At 70.0% G+C, this 18,579-nt stretch carries 12 protein-coding genes; 2 read left to right on the forward strand and 10 right to left on the reverse strand.

What is annotated here, in order from left to right; all coding sequences use genetic code 11:
- Positions 1 to 2 precede the first annotated feature (2 nt).
- Entirely contained in the window at positions 3 to 989 is a 987-nt protein-coding gene (locus M6I34_RS10135; RefSeq protein ID WP_272485566.1) for a hypothetical protein, read from the forward strand.
- Positions 990 to 1,005: 16 nt separating this feature from the next.
- On the opposite strand, the gene M6I34_RS10140 is transcribed toward M6I34_RS10135, so the two are convergent.
- The 10 genes from M6I34_RS10140 to M6I34_RS10185 form a co-directional block, all read right to left on the reverse strand.
- Positions 1,006 to 2,490 (reverse strand): glutamate synthase subunit beta, encoded by a 1,485-nt coding sequence (locus M6I34_RS10140; protein ID WP_272485567.1) that lies wholly within the window; start codon positions 2,488 to 2,490, stop codon positions 1,006 to 1,008.
- Between the two features lie 48 nt (positions 2,491 to 2,538).
- Positions 2,539 to 7,392 carry a glutamate synthase-related protein gene (locus M6I34_RS10145; protein WP_272485568.1) on the reverse strand — a complete coding sequence of 1,618 codons (4,854 nt, stop codon included), beginning with the start codon at positions 7,390 to 7,392 and terminating at the stop codon, positions 2,539 to 2,541.
- Between the two features lie 370 nt (positions 7,393 to 7,762).
- Entirely contained in the window at positions 7,763 to 8,932 is a 1,170-nt protein-coding gene (locus tag M6I34_RS10150) for a deoxyguanosinetriphosphate triphosphohydrolase (RefSeq protein WP_272485569.1), read from the reverse strand.
- A 79-nt stretch (positions 8,933 to 9,011) separates the two neighbouring features.
- The gene (gene aroB, locus M6I34_RS10155; protein ID WP_272485570.1) at positions 9,012 to 10,112 is read right to left on the reverse strand and encodes a 3-dehydroquinate synthase; all 1,101 of its coding nucleotides are present in this window, start codon (positions 10,110 to 10,112) and stop codon (positions 9,012 to 9,014) included.
- The gene (locus M6I34_RS10160; protein WP_272485571.1) at positions 10,093 to 10,695 is read right to left on the reverse strand and encodes a shikimate kinase; all 603 of its coding nucleotides are present in this window, start codon (positions 10,693 to 10,695) and stop codon (positions 10,093 to 10,095) included. The genes aroB and M6I34_RS10160 overlap by 20 nt, the downstream gene beginning before the upstream one ends.
- Positions 10,692 to 12,839, reverse strand: a complete 2,148-nt coding sequence (gene pilQ / locus M6I34_RS10165; protein ID WP_272485572.1) for a type IV pilus secretin PilQ — start codon at positions 12,837 to 12,839, stop codon at positions 10,692 to 10,694. The genes M6I34_RS10160 and pilQ overlap by 4 nt, the downstream gene beginning before the upstream one ends.
- Positions 12,836 to 13,387, reverse strand: coding sequence for a pilus assembly protein PilP (locus tag M6I34_RS10170; RefSeq protein ID WP_272485573.1), 552 nt, complete (start codon positions 13,385 to 13,387; stop codon positions 12,836 to 12,838). Before M6I34_RS10170 ends, pilQ begins: the two co-directional genes overlap by 4 nt.
- On the reverse strand, positions 13,384 to 14,112 hold the full coding sequence (locus M6I34_RS10175; protein WP_272485574.1) for a type IV pilus inner membrane component PilO: 729 nt from the start codon (positions 14,110 to 14,112) through the stop codon (positions 13,384 to 13,386). The genes M6I34_RS10170 and M6I34_RS10175 overlap by 4 nt, the downstream gene beginning before the upstream one ends.
- Before the next feature lie 4 nt (positions 14,113 to 14,116).
- Positions 14,117 to 14,812 (reverse strand): PilN domain-containing protein, encoded by a 696-nt coding sequence (locus M6I34_RS10180; protein ID WP_272485575.1) that lies wholly within the window; start codon positions 14,810 to 14,812, stop codon positions 14,117 to 14,119.
- Positions 14,809 to 15,840 (reverse strand): pilus assembly protein PilM, encoded by a 1,032-nt coding sequence (locus M6I34_RS10185; RefSeq protein WP_418953509.1) that lies wholly within the window; start codon positions 15,838 to 15,840, stop codon positions 14,809 to 14,811. Before M6I34_RS10185 ends, M6I34_RS10180 begins: the two co-directional genes overlap by 4 nt.
- A 350-nt stretch (positions 15,841 to 16,190) precedes the next feature.
- Between M6I34_RS10185 and M6I34_RS10190 the strand changes: the two genes are divergently transcribed.
- On the forward strand, positions 16,191 to 18,533 hold the full coding sequence (locus M6I34_RS10190; protein ID WP_272485576.1) for a penicillin-binding protein 1A: 2,343 nt from the start codon (positions 16,191 to 16,193) through the stop codon (positions 18,531 to 18,533).
- The last annotated feature ends 46 nt before the right edge of the window (positions 18,534 to 18,579 follow it).

Consider the following 18,579-nt stretch of genomic DNA (forward strand, 5'->3'; position numbering starts at 1 on the left):
GCATGCGATTCGACGTCTGCAACGGCGATGCCGACGGGCTGTGCGCGGTCGTGCAGTGGCGGCTGCACGAGCCGGCGCCGGCCACGCTCTTCACCGGCCTCAAGCGCGAGATCGCGCTGCTGAAGAAGGTGCCCGCGCGCGCCGGCGACGAGGTCCTGGTCTGCGACCTGTCGATGGAGCGAAACCGCCCGGCGCTCGACGCGCTGCTGGCCCGCGGCGCGCGCGTGCGCTACTTCGACCATCACGCGGTCGGCGAGCCGCCCAGGCATCCGGGACTGGAGGCGCACATCGACCTGGCCAGCGGCACCTGCACCAGCCTGCTCGTCGACCGGTACCTGGTCGCGCAGCGAGGCGAGGCTCGCTTCCGAAAGTGGGCCGCAGTGGGCGCCTGGGGCGACAACATGGACGAGGCCGCCGAGCGACTGGCCGACGAGATCGGGCTCGCGCGCGACGCCCGCGAGCGGCTGCGCGCGCTGGGCGTCGCGATCAACTACAACGCCTACGGTGACGACGAATCCGACGTCGAGATCGCCCCGGCCGCGCTGTTCGCACTGATGCTGCGCCACGCCGATCCGCTGGAGTTCGCGGCCCGGGAGCCGGTCGCGGCGCGGATCGCTGCCCGGCGCGGGCGCGACCTCGAACTGGCGGCGCAGCAGCCTTTCTTCTGGGAAGGGCCGACCGGTCGGATCCTGGTGTTGCCCGACGAAGCCTGGAGCCGCAGGGTGTCCGGCAGCCTCGCGAACCTGCTGGCCGGCGAGGCGCCGGGGCTCGCGCACGCGGTGTTCACCCGGCGCGCCGACGGCACGCTGTGGGCCAGCATCCGGGCGCCGCTCGACTCGCCTCACGGGGCGGACGCGCTGTGCCGACGCTTCGGCGGCGCCGGCCGGGCCCGTGCCGCCGGCATCGAGCGGATGAGCGCCGGCGAGCTCGAGCGTTTCGTGAGCGAATTCGGCGCGATGCGCTGGGAGCCGCCCGAGGCCGGGCGCTAGCGCGCCGCGCGCGGCCTCAGCGCGGCAGCGTCGACTCGCCCATCAGGAACTCGTCGATCGCGCGGGCGCACTGCCGCCCCTCGCGGATCGCCCAGACCACCAGCGACTGGCCGCGACGCATGTCGCCCGCGGCGAACACCTTCGGCACGTTGGTCGCGTAGCAGCCGGCGCCGTCGGTGGCGGCCTTCGCGTTGCCGCGCGGATCCTTGTCGACCCCGAAGGCCTCGAGCACCTTGCCGACCGGCGACACGAAGCCCATCGCGAACAGGACCAGGTCGGCCGGCAGCTCGAACTCGGAGCCCGGCACCTCGGACATCTTCATCTGCCCGGTGGCCTCGTCCTTCTTCCACTCGACGCGCGCCGCGACCAGGCCCTTGACGTTGCCCTTGCCGTCGTCGACGAAGCGCTTGGTCGTGACCGCCCAGTCGCGCTCGCAGCCTTCCTCGTGAGACGAGGAGGTGCGCAGCTTGTACGGCCAGTTCGGCCAGGTGAGCGGCTTGTTCTCCTGCTGAGGGGGCTGGGGCATCAGCTCGAACTGGGTGACCGATTCGGCGCCCTGGCGATTGCTGGTGCCGACGCAGTCCGAGCCGGTGTCGCCGCCGCCGATCACGACGACGTGCTTGCCGGTGGCGAGGATCTGGTTCGCCACCTTGTCGCCGGCGACCGTGCGGTTCTGTTGCGGCAGGAACTCCATCGCGAAGTGCACGCCGCGCAGCTCGCGGCCGGGCACCGGCAGGTCCCGGGGCGCCTCGGCGCCGCCGGTCAGGGCGACCGCGTCGAACTCCTCGAGCAGCTGCGCCGGGCCGATACGCTCCTTCGACAGGTCGTTGACGCCCGCGCCGTCGAGCTCGCCGACCAGCACGCCGGCGCGGAAGGCCACGCCCTCGGCCTTCATCTGCTCGACGCGACGGTCGATGTGCGACTTCTCGAGTTTGAAGTCGGGAATGCCATAGCGCAGCAGCCCGCCGATCCGGTCGTTCTTCTCGAACACGGTCACATCGTGGCCGGCACGCGCCAGCTGCTGCGCGCAGGCCAGCCCCGCCGGGCCCGACCCGACCACGGCGACCTTCTTGCCGGTGCGGTGGGCCGACGGCTGCGGGACGACCCAGCCCTCTTCCCAGCCCTTGTCGATGATCGCGTGCTCGATCGACTTGATGCCGACCGCGTCGTTGTTGATGTTCAGCGTGCACGACGCCTCGCAGGGCGCCGGGCAGACGCGGCCGGTGAACTCGGGGAAGTTGTTCGTGGAATGCAGCGTGTCGAGCGCCAGCTTCCAGTTGCCCCGATAGACCAGGTCGTTCCAGTCGGGAATGATGTTGTTGACCGGGCAGCCGCTCTGGCAGAACGGGATGCCGCAGTCCATGCAGCGCGCGCCCTGGCGCGAGGCCTCCTCGTCGGTCAGGTGCAGGACGAATTCGCGGTAGTGACCCAGCCGCGTCTTCGCGTCTTCGGAAGCCTCCTGGAGACGCTGGAACTCGAGAAAACCGGTGACCTTGCCCATTTCGCTTGATCCGTGCTGATGTCTTGACGCTGCGCTTGCGATGCCCGTTCAGGCGGTCGTCTTCGCCTTGCTCGCCGGCGCGGTCTTGCCCTTGGCGTGCATCTCGCCGAGCGCGCGCCGGTATTCGTGCGGGAAGACCTTGACGAACAGGCCGCGGCCGCGCTCCCAGTCGTCGAGGATGGCCCGCGCCTTCTCGCTGCCGGTGAAGCGGAAGTGGCGCTCGAGCAGCTCCTTCAGGATGATCTCGTCGCATTCGCCGCGATGCCAGACCGCCGGCTCGACCTTCTGCAGCTGCTCCGAGGTCGGCAGCACCCGGTCGAGGCCCACCATCGCGGTGTTGCAGCGCGACTCGAACTGGCCGTCCGGGTCCCACACGTAGGCGATGCCGCCCGACATGCCCGCCGCGAAGTTGCGGCCGGTATCGCCCAGCACCACGACGGTGCCGCCGGTCATGTACTCGCAGCCGTGGTCGCCGGTGCCTTCGACGACCGCCGTGGCCCCCGAGTTGCGGACCGCGAAGCGCTCGCCGGCCACGCCCGAGAAGAAGGCCTCGCCGTCGATCGCGCCGTACAGCACCGTGTTGCCGACGATGATGTTCTGGTCGGCCCTGCCGCGGAAGTCGTTCGTGGGCCGCACGATGATCCGGCCGCCCGACAGCCCCTTGCCGACGTAGTCGTTGCCCTCGCCGACCAGGTCCAGCGTGACGCCGCGCGCCAGGAAGGCGCCGAAGCTCTGCCCGGCCGTGCCGTTGAGCTGCACGTGGATCGTGTCGTCGGCCAGGCCCTCGTGCCCGTAGCGGCGCGCGACCTCGCCCGACAGCATCGTGCCGACGGTGCGGTTGACGTTGCGGATCTGCAGGATGAACGAGACCTTCTCGCGGCGCTCGAGCGCCGGGCGCGCGAGGTCGATCATCCGGTTGTCCAGCGCCGCCGACAGGCCGTGGTCCTGCGCCTCGACGCGATAGCGCGGCACGTCGGCCGGCACCGCCGGCGTCGCGAAGATGCGCGAGAAGTCGAGCCCGCGCGCCTTCCAGTGCTCGATGCCCTTGCGCATGTCGAGCAGGTCGGCGCGGCCGATCAGCTCGTCGAAGCGGCGCACGCCGAGCTTCGCCATCAGCTCGCGGACTTCCTCGGCGACGAAGAAGAAGAAGTTGACGACGTGCTCGGGCTTGCCCTGGAACTTGCGGCGCAGCACCGGGTCCTGCGTGGCCACGCCCACCGGACAGGTGTTCAGGTGGCACTTGCGCATCATGATGCAGCCCTCGACGACCAGCGGCGCGGTCGCGAAGCCGAACTCGTCGGCGCCGAGCAGCGCGCCGACGACGACGTCGCGGCCGGTCTTCATCTGGCCGTCGGCCTGCACGACGATGCGGCTGCGCAGGCGGTTGAGCACCAGCGTCTGCTGGGTCTCGGCCAGCCCGAGCTCCCAGGGCGTGCCGGCGTGCTTGATCGACGACAGCGGCGAGGCGCCGGTGCCGCCGTCGTGCCCGGCGATCACCACGTGGTCGGCCTTGGCCTTCGCGACGCCCGCCGCGACCGTGCCGACGCCGACCTCGGAGACCAGCTTCACCGAGACCGAGGCCCGGGTGTTCGCGTTCTTCAGGTCGTGGATCAGCTGGGCCAGGTCCTCGATCGAATAGATGTCGTGATGCGGCGGCGGGGAGATCAGGCCGACGCCGGGCACCGAGTAGCGCAGCATGCCGATGTAGTCGGACACCTTGTGCCCGGGCAGCTGTCCGCCCTCGCCCGGCTTGGCGCCCTGCGCCATCTTGATCTGGATCTGGTCGGCGCTGGACAGGTACTCGGCGGTGACGCCGAAGCGGCCGGACGCCACCTGCTTGATCTTCGAGCGCAGCGAGTCGCCGCCCTTGAGCGGGATGTCGGCCTCGACGCGGTCGGCGCCCAGCACGCCGCCGAGCGTGTCGCCGTCCTGGATGACCGACTTGCCGGCGCGCATCTCGGCGCGATAGCGCAGCGCGTCCTCGCCGCCCTCGCCGGTGTTGGACTTGCCGCCGATCCGGTTCATCGCGACCGCCAGCGTGGCGTGCGCCTCGGTCGAGATCGAGCCGAGCGACATCGCGCCGGTCGCGAAGCGCTTGACGATCTCTGCGGCCGGCTCGACCTCGTCGATCGGCACCGGCTTGCAGGCGTCGAAGCGGAACTCGAACAGCCCGCGCAGCGTCATGTGCCGGCGGGTCTGGTCGTTGATCAGCTGCGCGTATTCCTTGTAGGTGGAATAGTTGTTCGAGCGGGTCGAGTGCTGCAGGCGCGCGATCGAGTCGGGCGTCCACATGTGGTCCTCGCCGCGGATCCGGTACGCGTACTCGCCGCCGGCGTCGAGCATGCCGGCCAGCACCGGATCGTTGCCGAAGGCCGCCCGGTGCAGGCGAATCGCCTCTTCCGCCACCTCGAACACGCCGATGCCCTCGACGTTGCTCGGCGTGCCGGTGAAGTACTTGTCGACCAGCGCCTTCGACAGGCCGATCGCCTCGAAGATCTGGGCGCCGCAGTAGCTCATGTAGGTCGAGATGCCCATCTTGGACATGACCTTCATCAGCCCCTTGCCGATCGCCTTGACGAAGTTGGCGACCGCCTTGTCGGGGCCGACGCCGCCCGGCGCGTCCTTGTGCAGGTCGGCGATCGTCTGCATCGCCAGGTACGGGTGGATCGCCTCGGCGCCATAGCCGGCGAGCAGTGCGAAGTGATGGACCTCGCGCGCCGAGCCGGTCTCGACCACCAGGCCGGTGCTGGTGCGCAGGCCGCGGTTGACCAGGTGCTGGTGGATCGCGCTGGTGGCCAGCAGGGCCGGGATCGCGACCCGGTCGGCCGCGAGCTTTCGGTCGGACACGATCAGGATGTTGTAGCCGGAGCGGACCGCGTCCTCGGCCTCGGCGGCCAGCGACGCGAGCCGCGCCTCGATGCCCTCGCTGCCCCAGGCGACCGGATAGCAGATGTCGAGTTCCCAGGACTTGAACTTGTTCCCGGTGAAGCGCTCGATGTTTCGGATCCGCTCGATGTCCTCGGCGTCGAGCACCGGCTGCGACACCTCGAGCCGCATCGGCGGGTTGATGTTGTTCAGGTCGAGCAGGTTCGGGCGCGGGCCGATGAACGAGACCAGCGACATCACCATCTGCTCGCGGATCGGGTCGATCGGCGGGTTCGTCACCTGCGCGAACAGCTGGCGGAAGTAGTTGTACAGCGGCTTGTTCTTGTTCGACAGGACCGCGAGCGGCGAGTCGTTGCCCATCGAGCCGACGGCTTCCTCGCCGGCCGCGGCCATCGGGGCCATCAGGAACTTGACGTCTTCCTGCGAGTAGCCGAAGGCCTGCTGACGGTCGAGCAGCGAGACCGACACCGCCGGCGTGTGCTGCGAGACTTCGTCGGCGATCTGCTCGGTGAGCCGGGCTTCCTGCTCGGTGGGCCCGAGCGCCTCGCGGGCGGCAGCCTCGAGGTCGCGCGGGACGTCGATCTCGTCGAGCTTGATGCGGATCGCCTCGATCCACTCGCGATAGGGCTTGCTGTTGGCGAGCTGGGTCTTGAGCTCGGCGTCGTCGATGATGCGGCCCTGCTCGAGGTCGATCAGGAACATCTTGCCGGGCTGCAGGCGCCACTTCTTGACGATGCGGCTCTCGGGAATCGGCAGCACGCCCGACTCCGAGGCCATGATCACCATGTCGTCGTCGGTCACGCAGTAGCGCGCGGGGCGCAGCCCGTTGCGGTCGAGCGTGGCGCCGATCTGGCGGCCGTCGGTGAAGGCGATCGCCGCCGGGCCGTCCCAGGGCTCCATCATCGCCGCGTGGAACTCGTAGAACGCGCGGCGCTTCGGGTCCATCAGCGTGTGCTGCTCCCACGCCTCGGGGATCATCATCATCACCGCGTGGGCGATCGGGTAGCCGGCCATCACCAGCAGTTCGAGGCAGTTGTCGAACGTGGCGGTGTCGGACTGCCCGGCGTAGACGATCGGGTACAGCTTCTTCAGGTCGTCGCCGAGCACCGGCGACTTCATCACGCCCTCGCGGGCGCGAAGCCAGTTGTAGTTGCCCTTGACCGTGTTGATCTCGCCGTTGTGCGCGACCAGCCGGTACGGGTGGGCGAGCGGCCACTCGGGGAAGGTGTTGGTCGAGAAGCGCTGGTGCACCAGCGCGAGCGCGGTGACCGCGCGCGGGTCCTGCAGGTCCTTGTAGTACTGGCCGACCTGGCCGCACAGCAGCAGGCCCTTGTATACGATCGTGCGTGCCGACATCGACGGCACGAAGTACTCCTTGCTGTGCTTCAGGCGGAGCTGCTGGATCGCGTGGCTGGCCATCTTGCGGATCACGTACAGCTTGCGCTCGAGCGCGTCGGTGACCATCACGTCCGGGCCGCGGCCGATGAAGATCTGGCGGATCACCGGTTCCTTGGCGCGCACCGTCGGCGACATCGGCATCTCGCGGTCGAGCGGCACGTCGCGCCAGCCGAGCAGCACCTGCCCTTCGGCCCGCACCGCCCGCTCGAGCTCCTGCTCGCAGGCGAGCCGCGACGCGTGTTCCTTGGGCAGGAAGATCATGCCGACGCCGTACTCGCCGGCCGGCGGCAGGGTCACGCCCTGGCGGGCCATTTCCTCGCGGAAGTACTGGTCCGGGATCTGGATCAGGATGCCCGCGCCGTCGCCCATCAGCGGATCGGCGCCCACCGCCCCGCGGTGGTCCAGGTTGCAGAGGATCTGCAGGCCCTGTTCGATGATGCGGTGGCTCTTCTTGCCCTTGATGTTGGCCACGAAGCCGACGCCGCAGGAGTCGTGCTCGTTGACCGGGTCGTAGAGGCCCTGGGGCGCTGCCGGCCCTGCGGGCTCGAATCGGTCGACGGGGTCGAGTCGGCCTTGGGAGGCCGTCCGCTCAAAGGCGTCCCGGTGCGTGGCATCCATCAGTGAACTCCAGAATCCGTGCTGTGCGGCGGCCTGCGGGCCGCGGTCGAACCGCGACGCCGGCGCAGGCGCTGTTCCATGCGCGCACACTCCCGAGGTCTGCCCCGGCGGGGGCCGGCAGGGATCGCCGAGCCCTGATCGGGCCCGAAGCGCGCAGTCGAACCTTGCAGTATAAGCACCCAGCGTTCGCACGGGAATCATTTTCTCGCAGCGCAGCAACATCACCCGGGCCAGGCACGATTTTGGTGCGAATGGTCGGGCCGATTCGCACCACGTCAGTGCATTCGCTTGCCCGCCACTGGCGCCCGCCACTCGCGCACCCCATGGCGGCGAAGTGGACGAGGCCGGCGAATCCCGATTCCCCGCGCCCTCACGGCGCGGCGTCGCTCGCTCCCCCGAGCAGCCCCAGACCGGGGTCGACCCATTCCGCCCCGGACAGCCGCGAGTGCTCGCGCACCGCGAACCGGTCGGTCATCCCGGCGATGTAGTCGGCGATCGCCCGTTCGCCGATCGCGTCGACCCGCGCCTGGTGCTCGTCGGGCAGCAGGTCCGGGTTCGCGCGGTACCAGGCGAACAGGTCCGCGACGATCGCCCGCGCCCGTTCCATGACCGCGGTCACGCGGTCGTGCCGGTAGAGCTGCGAGAACAGGAAGCGCTTGAGCTCGGCCGACTGCGCGGCGATCGGCTCGGTGAAGGCCACCAGCGGCCCCGCCGCCCTGACGTCGTCGATCGACCGCACCCCGGAGTCGGCGATGCGGCGGCGGGTCTCGCCGACCAGGTCGGTGACGAGTTCGTCGATCATCCGCCGAATCGTTTCGTGGACCAGCCGCCGACCCTCCAGGCCGGGCCATGCCGCCAGGGCGGCGGCCCGGTGACGGCCGAACAGGGCCAGCGAGCACAGCGCGTCGAGCCGCACCAGCCCCGAGCGCAGCCCGTCGTCGATGTCGTGGTTGTTGTAGGCGATCTCGTCGGCCAGGTTCGCCACCTGCGCCTCGAGCGAGGGCTGCCGCCGGGCAAGGAAACGCTCGCCGAGCTCGCCCAGCCGCCGGGCGTTGGCCGCCGAACAGTGCTTGAGGATTCCCTCGCGCGTCTCGAAGCACAGGTTCAGGCCGTCGAAGGCCGCGTAGCGTTGCTCGAGCTCGTCGACCACCCGCAGCGACTGCAGGTTGTGCTCGAAGCCGCCCCAGGGCTTCATGCAGGCGTCGAGCGCATCCTGGCCGGCGTGGCCGAAGGGCGTGTGCCCGAGGTCGTGCGCCAGCGCGACCGCCTCGACCAGGTCCTCGTCGAGCGCCAGGCTGCGACACACCGAGCGGGCGATCTGGGCGACCTCGATCGAGTGGGTCAGCCGGGTGCGGAAGTTGTCGCCCTCGTGGTTGACGAAGACCTGGGTCTTGTACTCCAGCCGTCGGAAGGCCGCGCAGTGGACGATCCGGTCGCGATCGCGCTGGAACTCGCTGCGGGTCGGCGACGCCGGCTCGGAATGTCGCCTTCCCCGGCTTCGCGCCGGGTCGGCGGCATGGGCGGCGCGCGCTGCGCTCACCGCGGGCTTCGCGACCGGGTGGGTGACGACGGCGGGATCGGCAGAGACATCGCCATCGGCCTGGACCGCGCCAGGCCGCTCAGCCGGCGGGCCCGGCGCAGGCCTCGAAGGTCTCGCGAAGCGGCTCCTCCGGGACCTTGCGCACGACCGCCCTGCCCAGGCCGTCGAGCAGCACGAAGTTGGGCGTGCCCTGTTCGGCCTTCTTGTCCACGCTCATCAGCTCGAGCCAGCGCTCGGCCGGCCAGCGCGGCGCCGCCACCGGCAGCCTGGCGGCCCGCACCGCCTCGCGCAGGCGGTCCAGCGCGGCCGAGTCCAGCATGCCGAGCCGGCGCGACAGCTCGCCGGCCATCACCATGCCGGCGCCGACCGCCTCGCCGTGCAGCCAGGTGCCGAAGCCCATGCCGGCCTCGATCGCGTGGCCGAAGGTGTGGCCGAAGTTGAGGACCGCGCGACGATCGGCCTCGCGCTCGTCGGCGGCGACCACCTCGGCCTTGATCTCGCAGGACCGGGCGATCGCGGCCGCCATCGGCGCCGGCTCGCAGCGCAGCAGGCCGGCCATGTCGCGCTCGAGCTCGGCCAGGTAGGCGGGGTCGGCGATCGCGCCGTGCTTGAGCATCTCGGCGAGGCCGGCCGACAGCTCGCGCGGCGGCAGCGTGCGCAGCACGCCCACGTCGGCAAGCACCAGCCGCGGCTGGTGGAAGGCGCCGATCATGTTCTTGCCGAGCGGGTGGTTGATCGCGGTCTTGCCGCCCACCGACGAATCGACCTGGGCGAGCAGCGTGGTGGGCACCTGCACGAAGTCCACGCCGCGCTGGTAGGTCGCGGCTGCAAAGCCGGCCATGTCGCCGATCACCCCCCCGCCGAGCGCCACGATCAGGCAGCGCCGGTCGAACCGGTTGGCCAGCAGCGCGTCGAAGATGCGATTGAGCGTCGGCCAGTCCTTGTGCGACTCGCCGTCGGGCAGCACGACCGTGACCAGCGCCGACGCGACGCCTGCCAGCGCGGCGCGCAGCCGCGGCTCGTAGAGCGGGGCGACGGTGTCGCAGGTCACGATCGCGACCTGGCGGCCGCGCGCCAGCGCGGCGAGTTCGGGGGCCTGCTCGAGCAGCCCTTCGCCGATCAGGATCGGGTAGCTGCGCTCGCCGAGCGAAACCTGGATCTCACGAAATGTCGTCGGCACGGGCGCTGCGCATGGATTCGGGTAGGCGTTCGATTATATCGAGCACCAGCGAATCGATCGGCGCGCGCCCGCTGGTCACGGTCAGGTGCGCGACCTCGGCGTAGAGCGGCTCCCTCAGCGCCACCAGGTCGGCGATCCGCTGCCTCGGGTTCTCGGTGCGCAACAGCGGCCTGACCCGGTCGCGCTTCAGTCGTTGCCAGAGCTCGGCGACCCCGGCGCGCAGGAACACGACGAAGCCCCGCTCGCGCAGGCGCTCGCGGTTCTCGGCGAGCAGCACCGCGCCGCCGCCGGTGGCCAGCACGATCCCGGGATCGCGGGTGAGCGCGTCCAGCACGGCCGCCTCGCGCCGCCGGAAACCGTCCTCGCCCTCGAGTTCGAAGATCGTGGAGATCGGCACGCCGCAGCGCAACTCGATCTCCTTGTCCGCATCGACGAAACGCCGGCCCAGCCTCGCGGCGAGCCGGCGTCCGACGGTCGTCTTGCCGGAGCCCATCATCCCGACCAGCACGATCGGGCGCGGGTCCGGCGCTGCCGCCCCGTCGCCCTCGAAGGCGGCCGGGGCCGGCGCCCTGCCGCCGCTCACCGCGCCATCGCGGTGTCGGTCACGACACGCGGGGTCAGGAAGACCAGCAACTCGTTGCGGTCGTTCTGGCGCTCGGTGTTCTTGAAGGCGTTGCCCAGGATCGGGATGTCGCCGAGCAGCGGCACCTTGTTGACGCGGTCGCGCTCGACCTGCTCGTAGATGCCGCCGATCACGACCGTGCCGCCGTTCTCGACCAGCACCGTGGTCTGGACCTTGCGCGTGTCGATCGCGACGCCGCTGGGCAGCAGCTCGGCCGCATTGTCGCGGCTGACCTGAACCTCCATGATCACGTTGCCCTCGGGGGTGATCTGGGGCGTGACCTCGAGCTTGAGCACCGCCTTCTTGAACTGCACCGCGGTGGCGCCGCTCGAGGTGGCCTGCTGGTACGGGATCTCCTTGCCCTGCTCGATCAGCGCCTTGCCCCGGTCGGCGGTCAGCACCCGCGGGCTCGACAGCACCTTGCCCTTCTGGTCGGCCTCGAGCGCGGAGATCTCCAGGTTAAGGAAGCGGGTGAGGCTGGAGTTGAACAGGCTGACCGCGAAGGACGAAGGCCGGACGGTCCCGATCGCGGAGGCCGGCAGGTTCACGAAGTTCGCGTTCGGCAGCAGCGTGGTGCCGGGGGTGACCGCGGTGGGCAGCGGGGTCAGGTCGGCGACGCCCTGCAGGTTGCCCGACACGGTGGCCCGGCCCGCGAAGCTGCCGGCGCTGGCGTTGATCCGGTTGTAGCCGAAGCGCGCGCCCAGGTTGCGCGAGAAGCGGTCGTCTGCCTCGACGATGCGGGCCTCGATCAGCACCTGGCGCACCGGCACGTCGATCTGCTCGATCACCTTGCGCACCGCCTCGAGCTGCGACACCGTGTCGCGCACGAAGACCTTGTTGGTGCGCTCGTCGATCACGACGCTGCCGCGCTTGGACAGCACCCGCTGCTTCTCGTCGCCGAGCAGCTTCTGGACCTTGTCGGCGGTCTGGTAGTTGAGCTGGAAGGTCTCGGTGCGCACCGGCTCGATCTCGGCGATCTGCTGCCGGGCCTCGAGCTCGAGCTTTTCCTTGGCAGCCAGCTCGTCGCGCGGCGCGACCATGATCACGTTGCCGTTGCGCCGCATGTCCAGGCCCTTGGACTGCAGCACGATGTCCAGCGCCTGGTCCCAGGGAACGTCCTTCAGCCGCAGGGTCAGGCTGCCCGAGACCGAGTCGCTGGTCACGATGTTCAGGTTCGTGAAGTCGGCGATCACCTGCAGCAGCGCCCGGACCTCCACGTTCTGGAAGTTCAGCGACAGCCGCTCGCCGCGGTAGCGCGGCTGCGTGCCCTGGGCCAGTCGCGACGGATCCTCGCGGATCGCCTTGACCTCGACCACGAACTGGGTGTCGCTCTGGTAGGCGTTGTGCTCCCACTGCCCGGTGGGCTCGATCACCAGCCGGGCGTTGTCGCCCTGCTGGAAGGCCCGCACCGAGCTGACCGGCGTGCCGAAGTCGCCGACGTCGAGACGGCGGCGAAGGTTCTCGGGCAGCGAGGTGTTCAGGAAGTCGACGACGATCGTCGAGCCCTGCTGGCGAACGTCGACGCCGATGCCGCTGTCGGACAGGTCGACCACCACCCGGCCCTCGCCGTCGCGGCCCCGCCGGAAGTCGACGTCGCGCAGCGCCTTGTTGGCGGCGGTGTCCGCCTGCGCGAAGCTGTAAGCGCTGGCCTGCGTGCCGCCGGACGGCGCCGAGGCGACCGGCTCGAGCGCCACCACCAGCGTGTTGCCGTCGATCGTCGTGGTGTGGCTGAGCGCGCGCTTGAGGTTCAGCACCAGGCGCGAGCGCTGGCCGGACTGCACGATCGCGACGCTGCGAACGTCGCCCTGCGGAAGTTCGAAGGAGTTCTGGCCGGAGGCGTTCGCGGTGTCGACCAGGTCGAGCGCGATCCGCGGCGGGCTGGAAATCGAGAAGCCGGCGGGAACGGTCGCCGGCGGTGACTTCAGGTTGATCCGCAAGTAGGTCGTGCTGCCCTGCTGGGCGCTGGTGACCGATTCGATCGCGTTGGACTGCGCCAGCGCGCCGGAGGCGCCGGCAAGCCAGACGATCAGCGCCGCGCAGGCGCCGCCTGCGGTTCTTGCGAAGCGACCCACGATGCGCGCCGGCCCGCCGGATATCGAATTCATTTGCCCCCCTCCTGCAGCTGCAGGGTCGTCTCGCGGTGGACCCAGTCACCGGCCGCGTCCTGCACGAGCTCTCGCAGCCTTACCTCGTTCTCGGCGACCCGCGTGATGACGCCGTGATTCTGCCCCGCGTGGTTGCCCACGCGAGCCTGGTGCACGATGCTGTCGACCTGCAGCAGCGCGAAGCTCTGCTTGCCGTTGGACATGTGGCCGACCATCCGGATCGCGTCGAGCGGATAGCCCTCGAGGAGCTCGCGCGGCCGGCTCGTGTCGGGCCGCAAGCCGCCCGGCACGGGCTGGCCCGCTTCGTCGACGGCCAGGCCGGCCAGCCGGGTCCGTGCGAACGGGTCGACCTCGCCGGCGCGATCGTAGCGGAAAGGCTCGAACTTCTTCGGCTCGGCGATCGTTTCCCGGATCGGCTTCGTCGTCGCGCGCACGTTCTCCATCCAGCCGCGCAGTTCGGTCCGATCGTCGCCGCAGCCGGCGAGCAGGGTCGTGGCGATCGCCACGGCGATCAGCGGCGCGCGCGCCGCGACGTTTCGGCGGATCATGATTTCTTGCCTCCAGCGGCCGGCCGCGCCTTCTTGCCTGCAGGCGCCTTCGCCGCGGCCTCCTTGCGTTTCTGCTCGGCGATCTCCTCGGCATCGAGGTAGCGGAAGGTCTTCGCGGTCGCTTCCATCAGCAGCGGGCCGCCCGGCGTGACGGAGCTCCCGCGGGCCTGGTTCTCGGGGACCGAGATGCGGATGTCGTGCAGCGTGACGATCCGCGGCAGGTTCGCGACGTCGCTGGTGAAGGCCGCGAAGTCGTGGTAGTTGCCGCTCAGGCGAATGCTGATCGGCAACTCCGCGTAGTACTCGCGAACCATCACCTGGCCCGGCTTGAACAGGTCGAACTGCAGCCCCCGTCCGACGCCGGCCTGGTTGATGTCCGACAGCAGGGCGTCCATCTCGGCCTTGCTGGGCAACTGCTTCTCGAGCTGGCTCACGTACTGCATGACCTGCTCCTTCTGCTTGCGCAGCACGGGCAGGTTCACCGCCTGCTTCATCTTGTCGACGAACTGGCCGCGCAGCTGCACCTCCTCGCCGCGACGGCGCTCGAGCTCGTCGAGCAGGCCCTGCCAGTAGAACGCCCAGGCCAGCGCCATCACGCCGGCCACGAGCAGCGTCAGCAGGCCCGCCTTGGGCAGGACCGGCCACAGGCCGGGGTGACGCTCGCGAAGCCCCTGGAACTGGGCGCCGATCGCCGAGAAATCGATCTTCGGATTCAGCTTTGCCATGGCATCACTTCCTGGCGATGGCCGTGCCGCCCGCGGCCTGCCGCGCGGGCGCGGGCCGGGCCTTGCCGGGCGCCACCGCCGGCGACGCCTCGGCTGGTGCCTCGGGGCTGCGCAGCAGCGCGTTGACCGAGAACTCGAAGACGCGCCGGTCCTCGGCCGCGCCGGGCTTGCCGCGCGCGGCCCCGCGCGCAGCCTGCGGGCCGCCCAGCGGCACCGCCTTGATCTCGACGAGCTCCGGGCGCTCGAGCCACGGCGAATCGTTCGCCAGGCTGCGCAGCAGGTCGGAGATCCGCTCGTTCGACTGGGCGAGCCCGACCAGCGTGACCTTGCGCGCGTCCTGCTTGACGCTCTTCAGGAAGGCTCCCTCCGGCATCTGCCTGACCAGCTCGTCCACCAGGTGGACCGGCACCGTGCGATTGGACTGGAGCGTCTCGACCGCATGCTGCCGGGCGCGCAGAGAGTCGATCTCGGCGCGCAGCGTCGCGATCTCCTTGATCTGGTCGTCGAGCTTGGCGTTCTCGGCCCGGATGAAGTCGTTGCGCGCCCTTTGCGCGTCGATCTGGCCGTCGATGACCATGCCGACCGCGAAGGCCGCAAGCGCGGCGCAGACCAGGGTGCCGCCGAGCAGGACGACGAAGTCCTTCTTGCGGCGCTCGCGCCGCATCTCGCGATGCGGCAACAGATTGATTCTCACGTTCATGCGTCGAACCTGCGCATTGCGAGGCCAGTGGCGACCAGCAACGCCGGCGCGTCGGCGCGCAGCTGGCGTTCGCGGATCGAACCGGCGAGTTCCATGCCCTGGAAGGGGCTCAGCAGCTCGGTCGGCACCTGCGTGCGCTCGGCGACCGCCTCGACCAGCCCGGGGACGACCGACGAGCCGCCGGCCAGCAGGATCTGGTCGACCCGCGTGTAGGGCGTCGAGGTGAAGAAGAACTGGAGCGCGCGCCCGATGTCGGTCGCGCCCTGCTCGACGAAGGGCTGGAGCAGGTCGCGCTGGTAGTTGTCGGGCAGGTCGCCCGAGCGCTTGCGCGCCTCGGCCTCCTCGGGCGTCAGGCCGTACAGTCTCACCAGCTCCTGCGTCAGCAGCTGGCCGCCGAAGGCCTGCTCGCGCTCGAAGATGGTCTGCTGATTCAGGACGACGGTGACGCTGGTGGTGGTCTGTCCGATCGAGCAGACCGCCACGATCCGGCCCTGCCCGGCATCGGGCAGGAATGCGGTCACGTGATCGACGGCCGCGCGCAGCGCGTAGGGCTCGACGTCCATGACCACCGGCTTGAGCCCGGCCAACTCGGCGACGGCGACCCGGTCGTCGACCTTTTCCTTGCGCGAGGCAGCCAGCAGCACGTCGACGTCGCCGTCGTCGCCGGCCTCGCCGAGGATCTGGAAGTCCAGGTTGACCTCGTCGATCGGGAACGGGATGTACTGGCTCGCCTCGGTCTCGACCTGGACCTCGTAGTCCTCCTCGCGCAGGCCGCCCGGCAGGCTGATCTTCTTCGTGATCACGGCGCCGGTGGGCAGCGCGAGCGCCGCCTCCTTCGCCTTGGTGCCGCAACGCCGAAGTGCCCGGGTCAGCGATTCCGCCACCGACTCCGGCTTCTCGATGTTGCCCTCGACGATCGCGCCTTGCTCGAGCGGCTCGATCGCGTAGCGGTCGAGCCTGAACGCCCCTTTCTGGCCCCGCGACAGCTCGACGACCTTGACGCTCGAAGCGCTAAGGTCGATTCCCACCAGGGGTGGGGTGGCCCGCCGGAAGCCGCCTGTCAGAGTGATTGCCACGGAATGCCTCAAAAATTCTTTTACAACAAGTATTTACGCGGCCATCTGAAAGAGGTTTCTGAATGCTATCAATGGCCTCGATTTAATGTAAAGCTTTTTGTGGAAAAGTTCGCCGCCCCGAGGCTCCATCCGTCGTACTCCAACGACCATCCGGCTGGAATGGGCGTTGCGGCGAGCCGAAAGCTGCCCTGCGGGCGTCTCCGGACTGCCCGGTTTCGGCCCGCGCGCAATCACTCTCCCGCTGGAGCGCGCCCGTATAATCCGGAGTCCCTCCCAGCAGCGGCCGCTTCGCGTCGCCCCGAATGAGCCGAAAGCCCGCCCGCCCCGCCCGATCGAAATCCCGCTTCAGCTGGCGCGCCCTCGCGCTCGCTGCGATCGCGCTCCCGGTCGCCGGCCTGGTCGCTCTCGCGCTGGTGGTCGCGCTCGCGCTGCTGCTGGCCAACGACCGGCTGCCGCAACTCGACGCGCTGATCGACTACCGGCCGCGAATCCCGCTGCGGGTCTACACGGCCGACGGCGTGCTGATCGGGGAGTTCGGCGAGGAGCGGCGCACCTTCGTCCGCATCCAGGACGTGCCCGACGTGATGAAGAACGCGGTCGTCGCCGCCGAAGACGCGCGATTCTTCGAGCACTCCGGCGTCGACCTCGTCGGCGTGGCCCGCGCGGCGCTCGCCAACCTGAGCGCGGGCGGCACCGAGCAGGGGGCGAGCACGCTGACGATGCAGCTCGCGCGCGAATTCTTCCTGTCTCCCGAGCGCACCTACACGCGCAAGATCGTCGAGATCCTGCTGGCCTTCAGGATCGAGGACAGCCTCACGAAGGAGCAGATCCTCGAGCTCTACCTGAACCAGATCTTCCTCGGCAAGCGCGCCTACGGCTTCGCGGCCGCGGCCCAGACCTACTTCGGCAAGCCGCTCGCGCAGGTCACGGCCGCCGAGGCGGCGATGCTCGCGGGCCTGCCGAAGGCGCCGTCGCGGTTCAACCCGCTGGTCAACCCGCGCCGGGCCACCGAGCGGCAGCGCTACATCCTGCGCCGCATGCTGGAATCGGGCTTCCTCACCCAGGCCCAGTACGAGTCTGCGCTCGAGGAGAAACTGCACTTCGCGACGCCGGACTCGGGGTACGCCGTAGAGGCCCCCTACGTGGCCGAGCTCGCGCGCCAACTCGCCTGGGACCTCTATCGCGAGGACTCCTACACCTCGGGGCTCAAGGTCTACACGACCATCCTCGCGGAGGACCAGAAGACGGCCAACGCCGCGCTGCGGGCCGGCCTGTTCGAGTACGACCGGCGCCACGGCTATCGCGGCCCCGAGCGGTTCGTCGAGCTGTCGAGCGACCCGGCCGCCGCCGAGGAGCAGGTCGACGCCGCGATCTCCGAGGCCAACGACTTCGACGAGGAACTCGACCCGGCGGTCGTGCTCGAGGCATCTCCCAAGGCCGTGGTGGTGAGCCGCGGCAAGGGCAGCAAGCCGATCACGATCGACCAGAAGAACCTGCGCTTCGTGGCGCGCGCGCTGTCCAGCCGCGCCCCGGCCGCGCTGCAGCTGCGGCGCGGCGCGGTCGTCAGGATCATGCAGAACGCCAAGGGCGAATGGGAGATCGGCCAGATCCCCGAGGTGCAGGCGGCCTTCGTGGCGGCCAGCACGAGCGACGGCGCAGTCCGCGCGCTGGTCGGCGGCTTCGACTTCTCTCGCAACAAGTTCAACCGGGTCACCCAGGCCTGGCGCCAGCCCGGCTCGTCCTTCAAGCCCTTCATCTACTCGGCGGCGCTCGAGAAGGGCATCATGACCAGCACGATCGTCAACGATGCGCCGGTCCAGATCGATCCCGCCCTCACCGGCGGCCAGCTCTGGGACCCGAAGAACTACGACGGCAAGTACGACGGCCCGATGCCGCTGCGCACCGCGCTGGCGCGCTCGAAGAACATGGTCTCGATCCGCGTGCTCGACGAGATCGGCCCGCGCTACGCGCAGGACTACATCACCCGCTTCGGCTTCGACGCCGCCCGCCATCCGCCCTTCCTGACGATGGCGCTGGGCGCGGGCTCGGTCACGCCCTGGCAAATGGTCGGCGCGATCTCCGTGTTCGCAAACGGCGGTTACCGGATCGAACCCTACATAGTGCAGCGGATCACCGACGGCGCGGGGCGGGTGCTCGCGCAGGCCCGGCCGGCGCGGGCGGGCGACGAATCCCGTCGCGCAATCGATCCTCGCAACGCCTTCCTGACCGACAGCATGCTGCGCAGCGTGGTCGCCTACGGCACCGCGACCCGGGCGAAGTCGCTGAAGCGCTCCGACCTCGCCGGCAAGACCGGGACGACGAACGACTCGCACGACGCCTGGTTCGTAGGCTACCAGCCCAGCCTGGCGGCGGTCGCCTGGGTCGGCTACGACCAGCCCCGCAAGCTCGGCGACCGCGAGACCGGCGGCGGACTGGCGCTGCCGATCTGGATCGACTACATGGCGAAGGCCCTGCGCGGCGTGCCCGAGCAGGGCAGCGACCCGCCGCGCGGCATCGTGCAGATCGACGGCGAGTACTACCTGAGCGAGACGCGCCCCGGCCAGGGCGTGGCCACGATCGGCATCGAGGAAGGCGGCCTGGCCACCGGCGAAGGCGCCGAACAGGTGCGCGACCAGGTGTTCTGATCGGCCGGCTCGCTGGGCGGCGCCCCGACCCGGTCGGAGCGCTCGC

This window comes from Zeimonas sediminis (assembly GCF_023721795.1).
Taxonomy (GTDB): Bacteria; Pseudomonadota; Gammaproteobacteria; order Burkholderiales; family Burkholderiaceae_E; genus Zeimonas; species Zeimonas sediminis.

What these genes read in the sequence shown, in the direction of transcription:
- M6I34_RS10135 (WP_272485566.1), top strand. Translation starts at nt 3, where the DNA reads ATGCGATTCGACGTCTGCAACGGCGATGCCGACGGGCTGTGCGCGGTC.
- M6I34_RS10140 (WP_272485567.1), bottom strand. Translation starts at nt 2,490, where the DNA reads ATGGGCAAGGTCACCGGTTTTCTCGAGTTCCAGCGTCTCCAGGAGGCT.
- M6I34_RS10145 (WP_272485568.1), bottom strand. Translation starts at nt 7,392, where the DNA reads ATGGATGCCACGCACCGGGACGCCTTTGAGCGGACGGCCTCCCAAGGC.
- pilQ (WP_272485572.1), bottom strand. Translation starts at nt 12,839, where the DNA reads ATGAATTCGATATCCGGCGGGCCGGCGCGCATCGTGGGTCGCTTCGCA.
- M6I34_RS10170 (WP_272485573.1), bottom strand. Translation starts at nt 13,387, where the DNA reads ATGATCCGCCGAAACGTCGCGGCGCGCGCGCCGCTGATCGCCGTGGCG.
- M6I34_RS10175 (WP_272485574.1), bottom strand. Translation starts at nt 14,112, where the DNA reads ATGGCAAAGCTGAATCCGAAGATCGATTTCTCGGCGATCGGCGCCCAG.
- M6I34_RS10180 (WP_272485575.1), bottom strand. Translation starts at nt 14,812, where the DNA reads ATGAACGTGAGAATCAATCTGTTGCCGCATCGCGAGATGCGGCGCGAG.
- M6I34_RS10190 (WP_272485576.1), top strand. Translation starts at nt 16,191, where the DNA reads ATGAGCCGAAAGCCCGCCCGCCCCGCCCGATCGAAATCCCGCTTCAGC.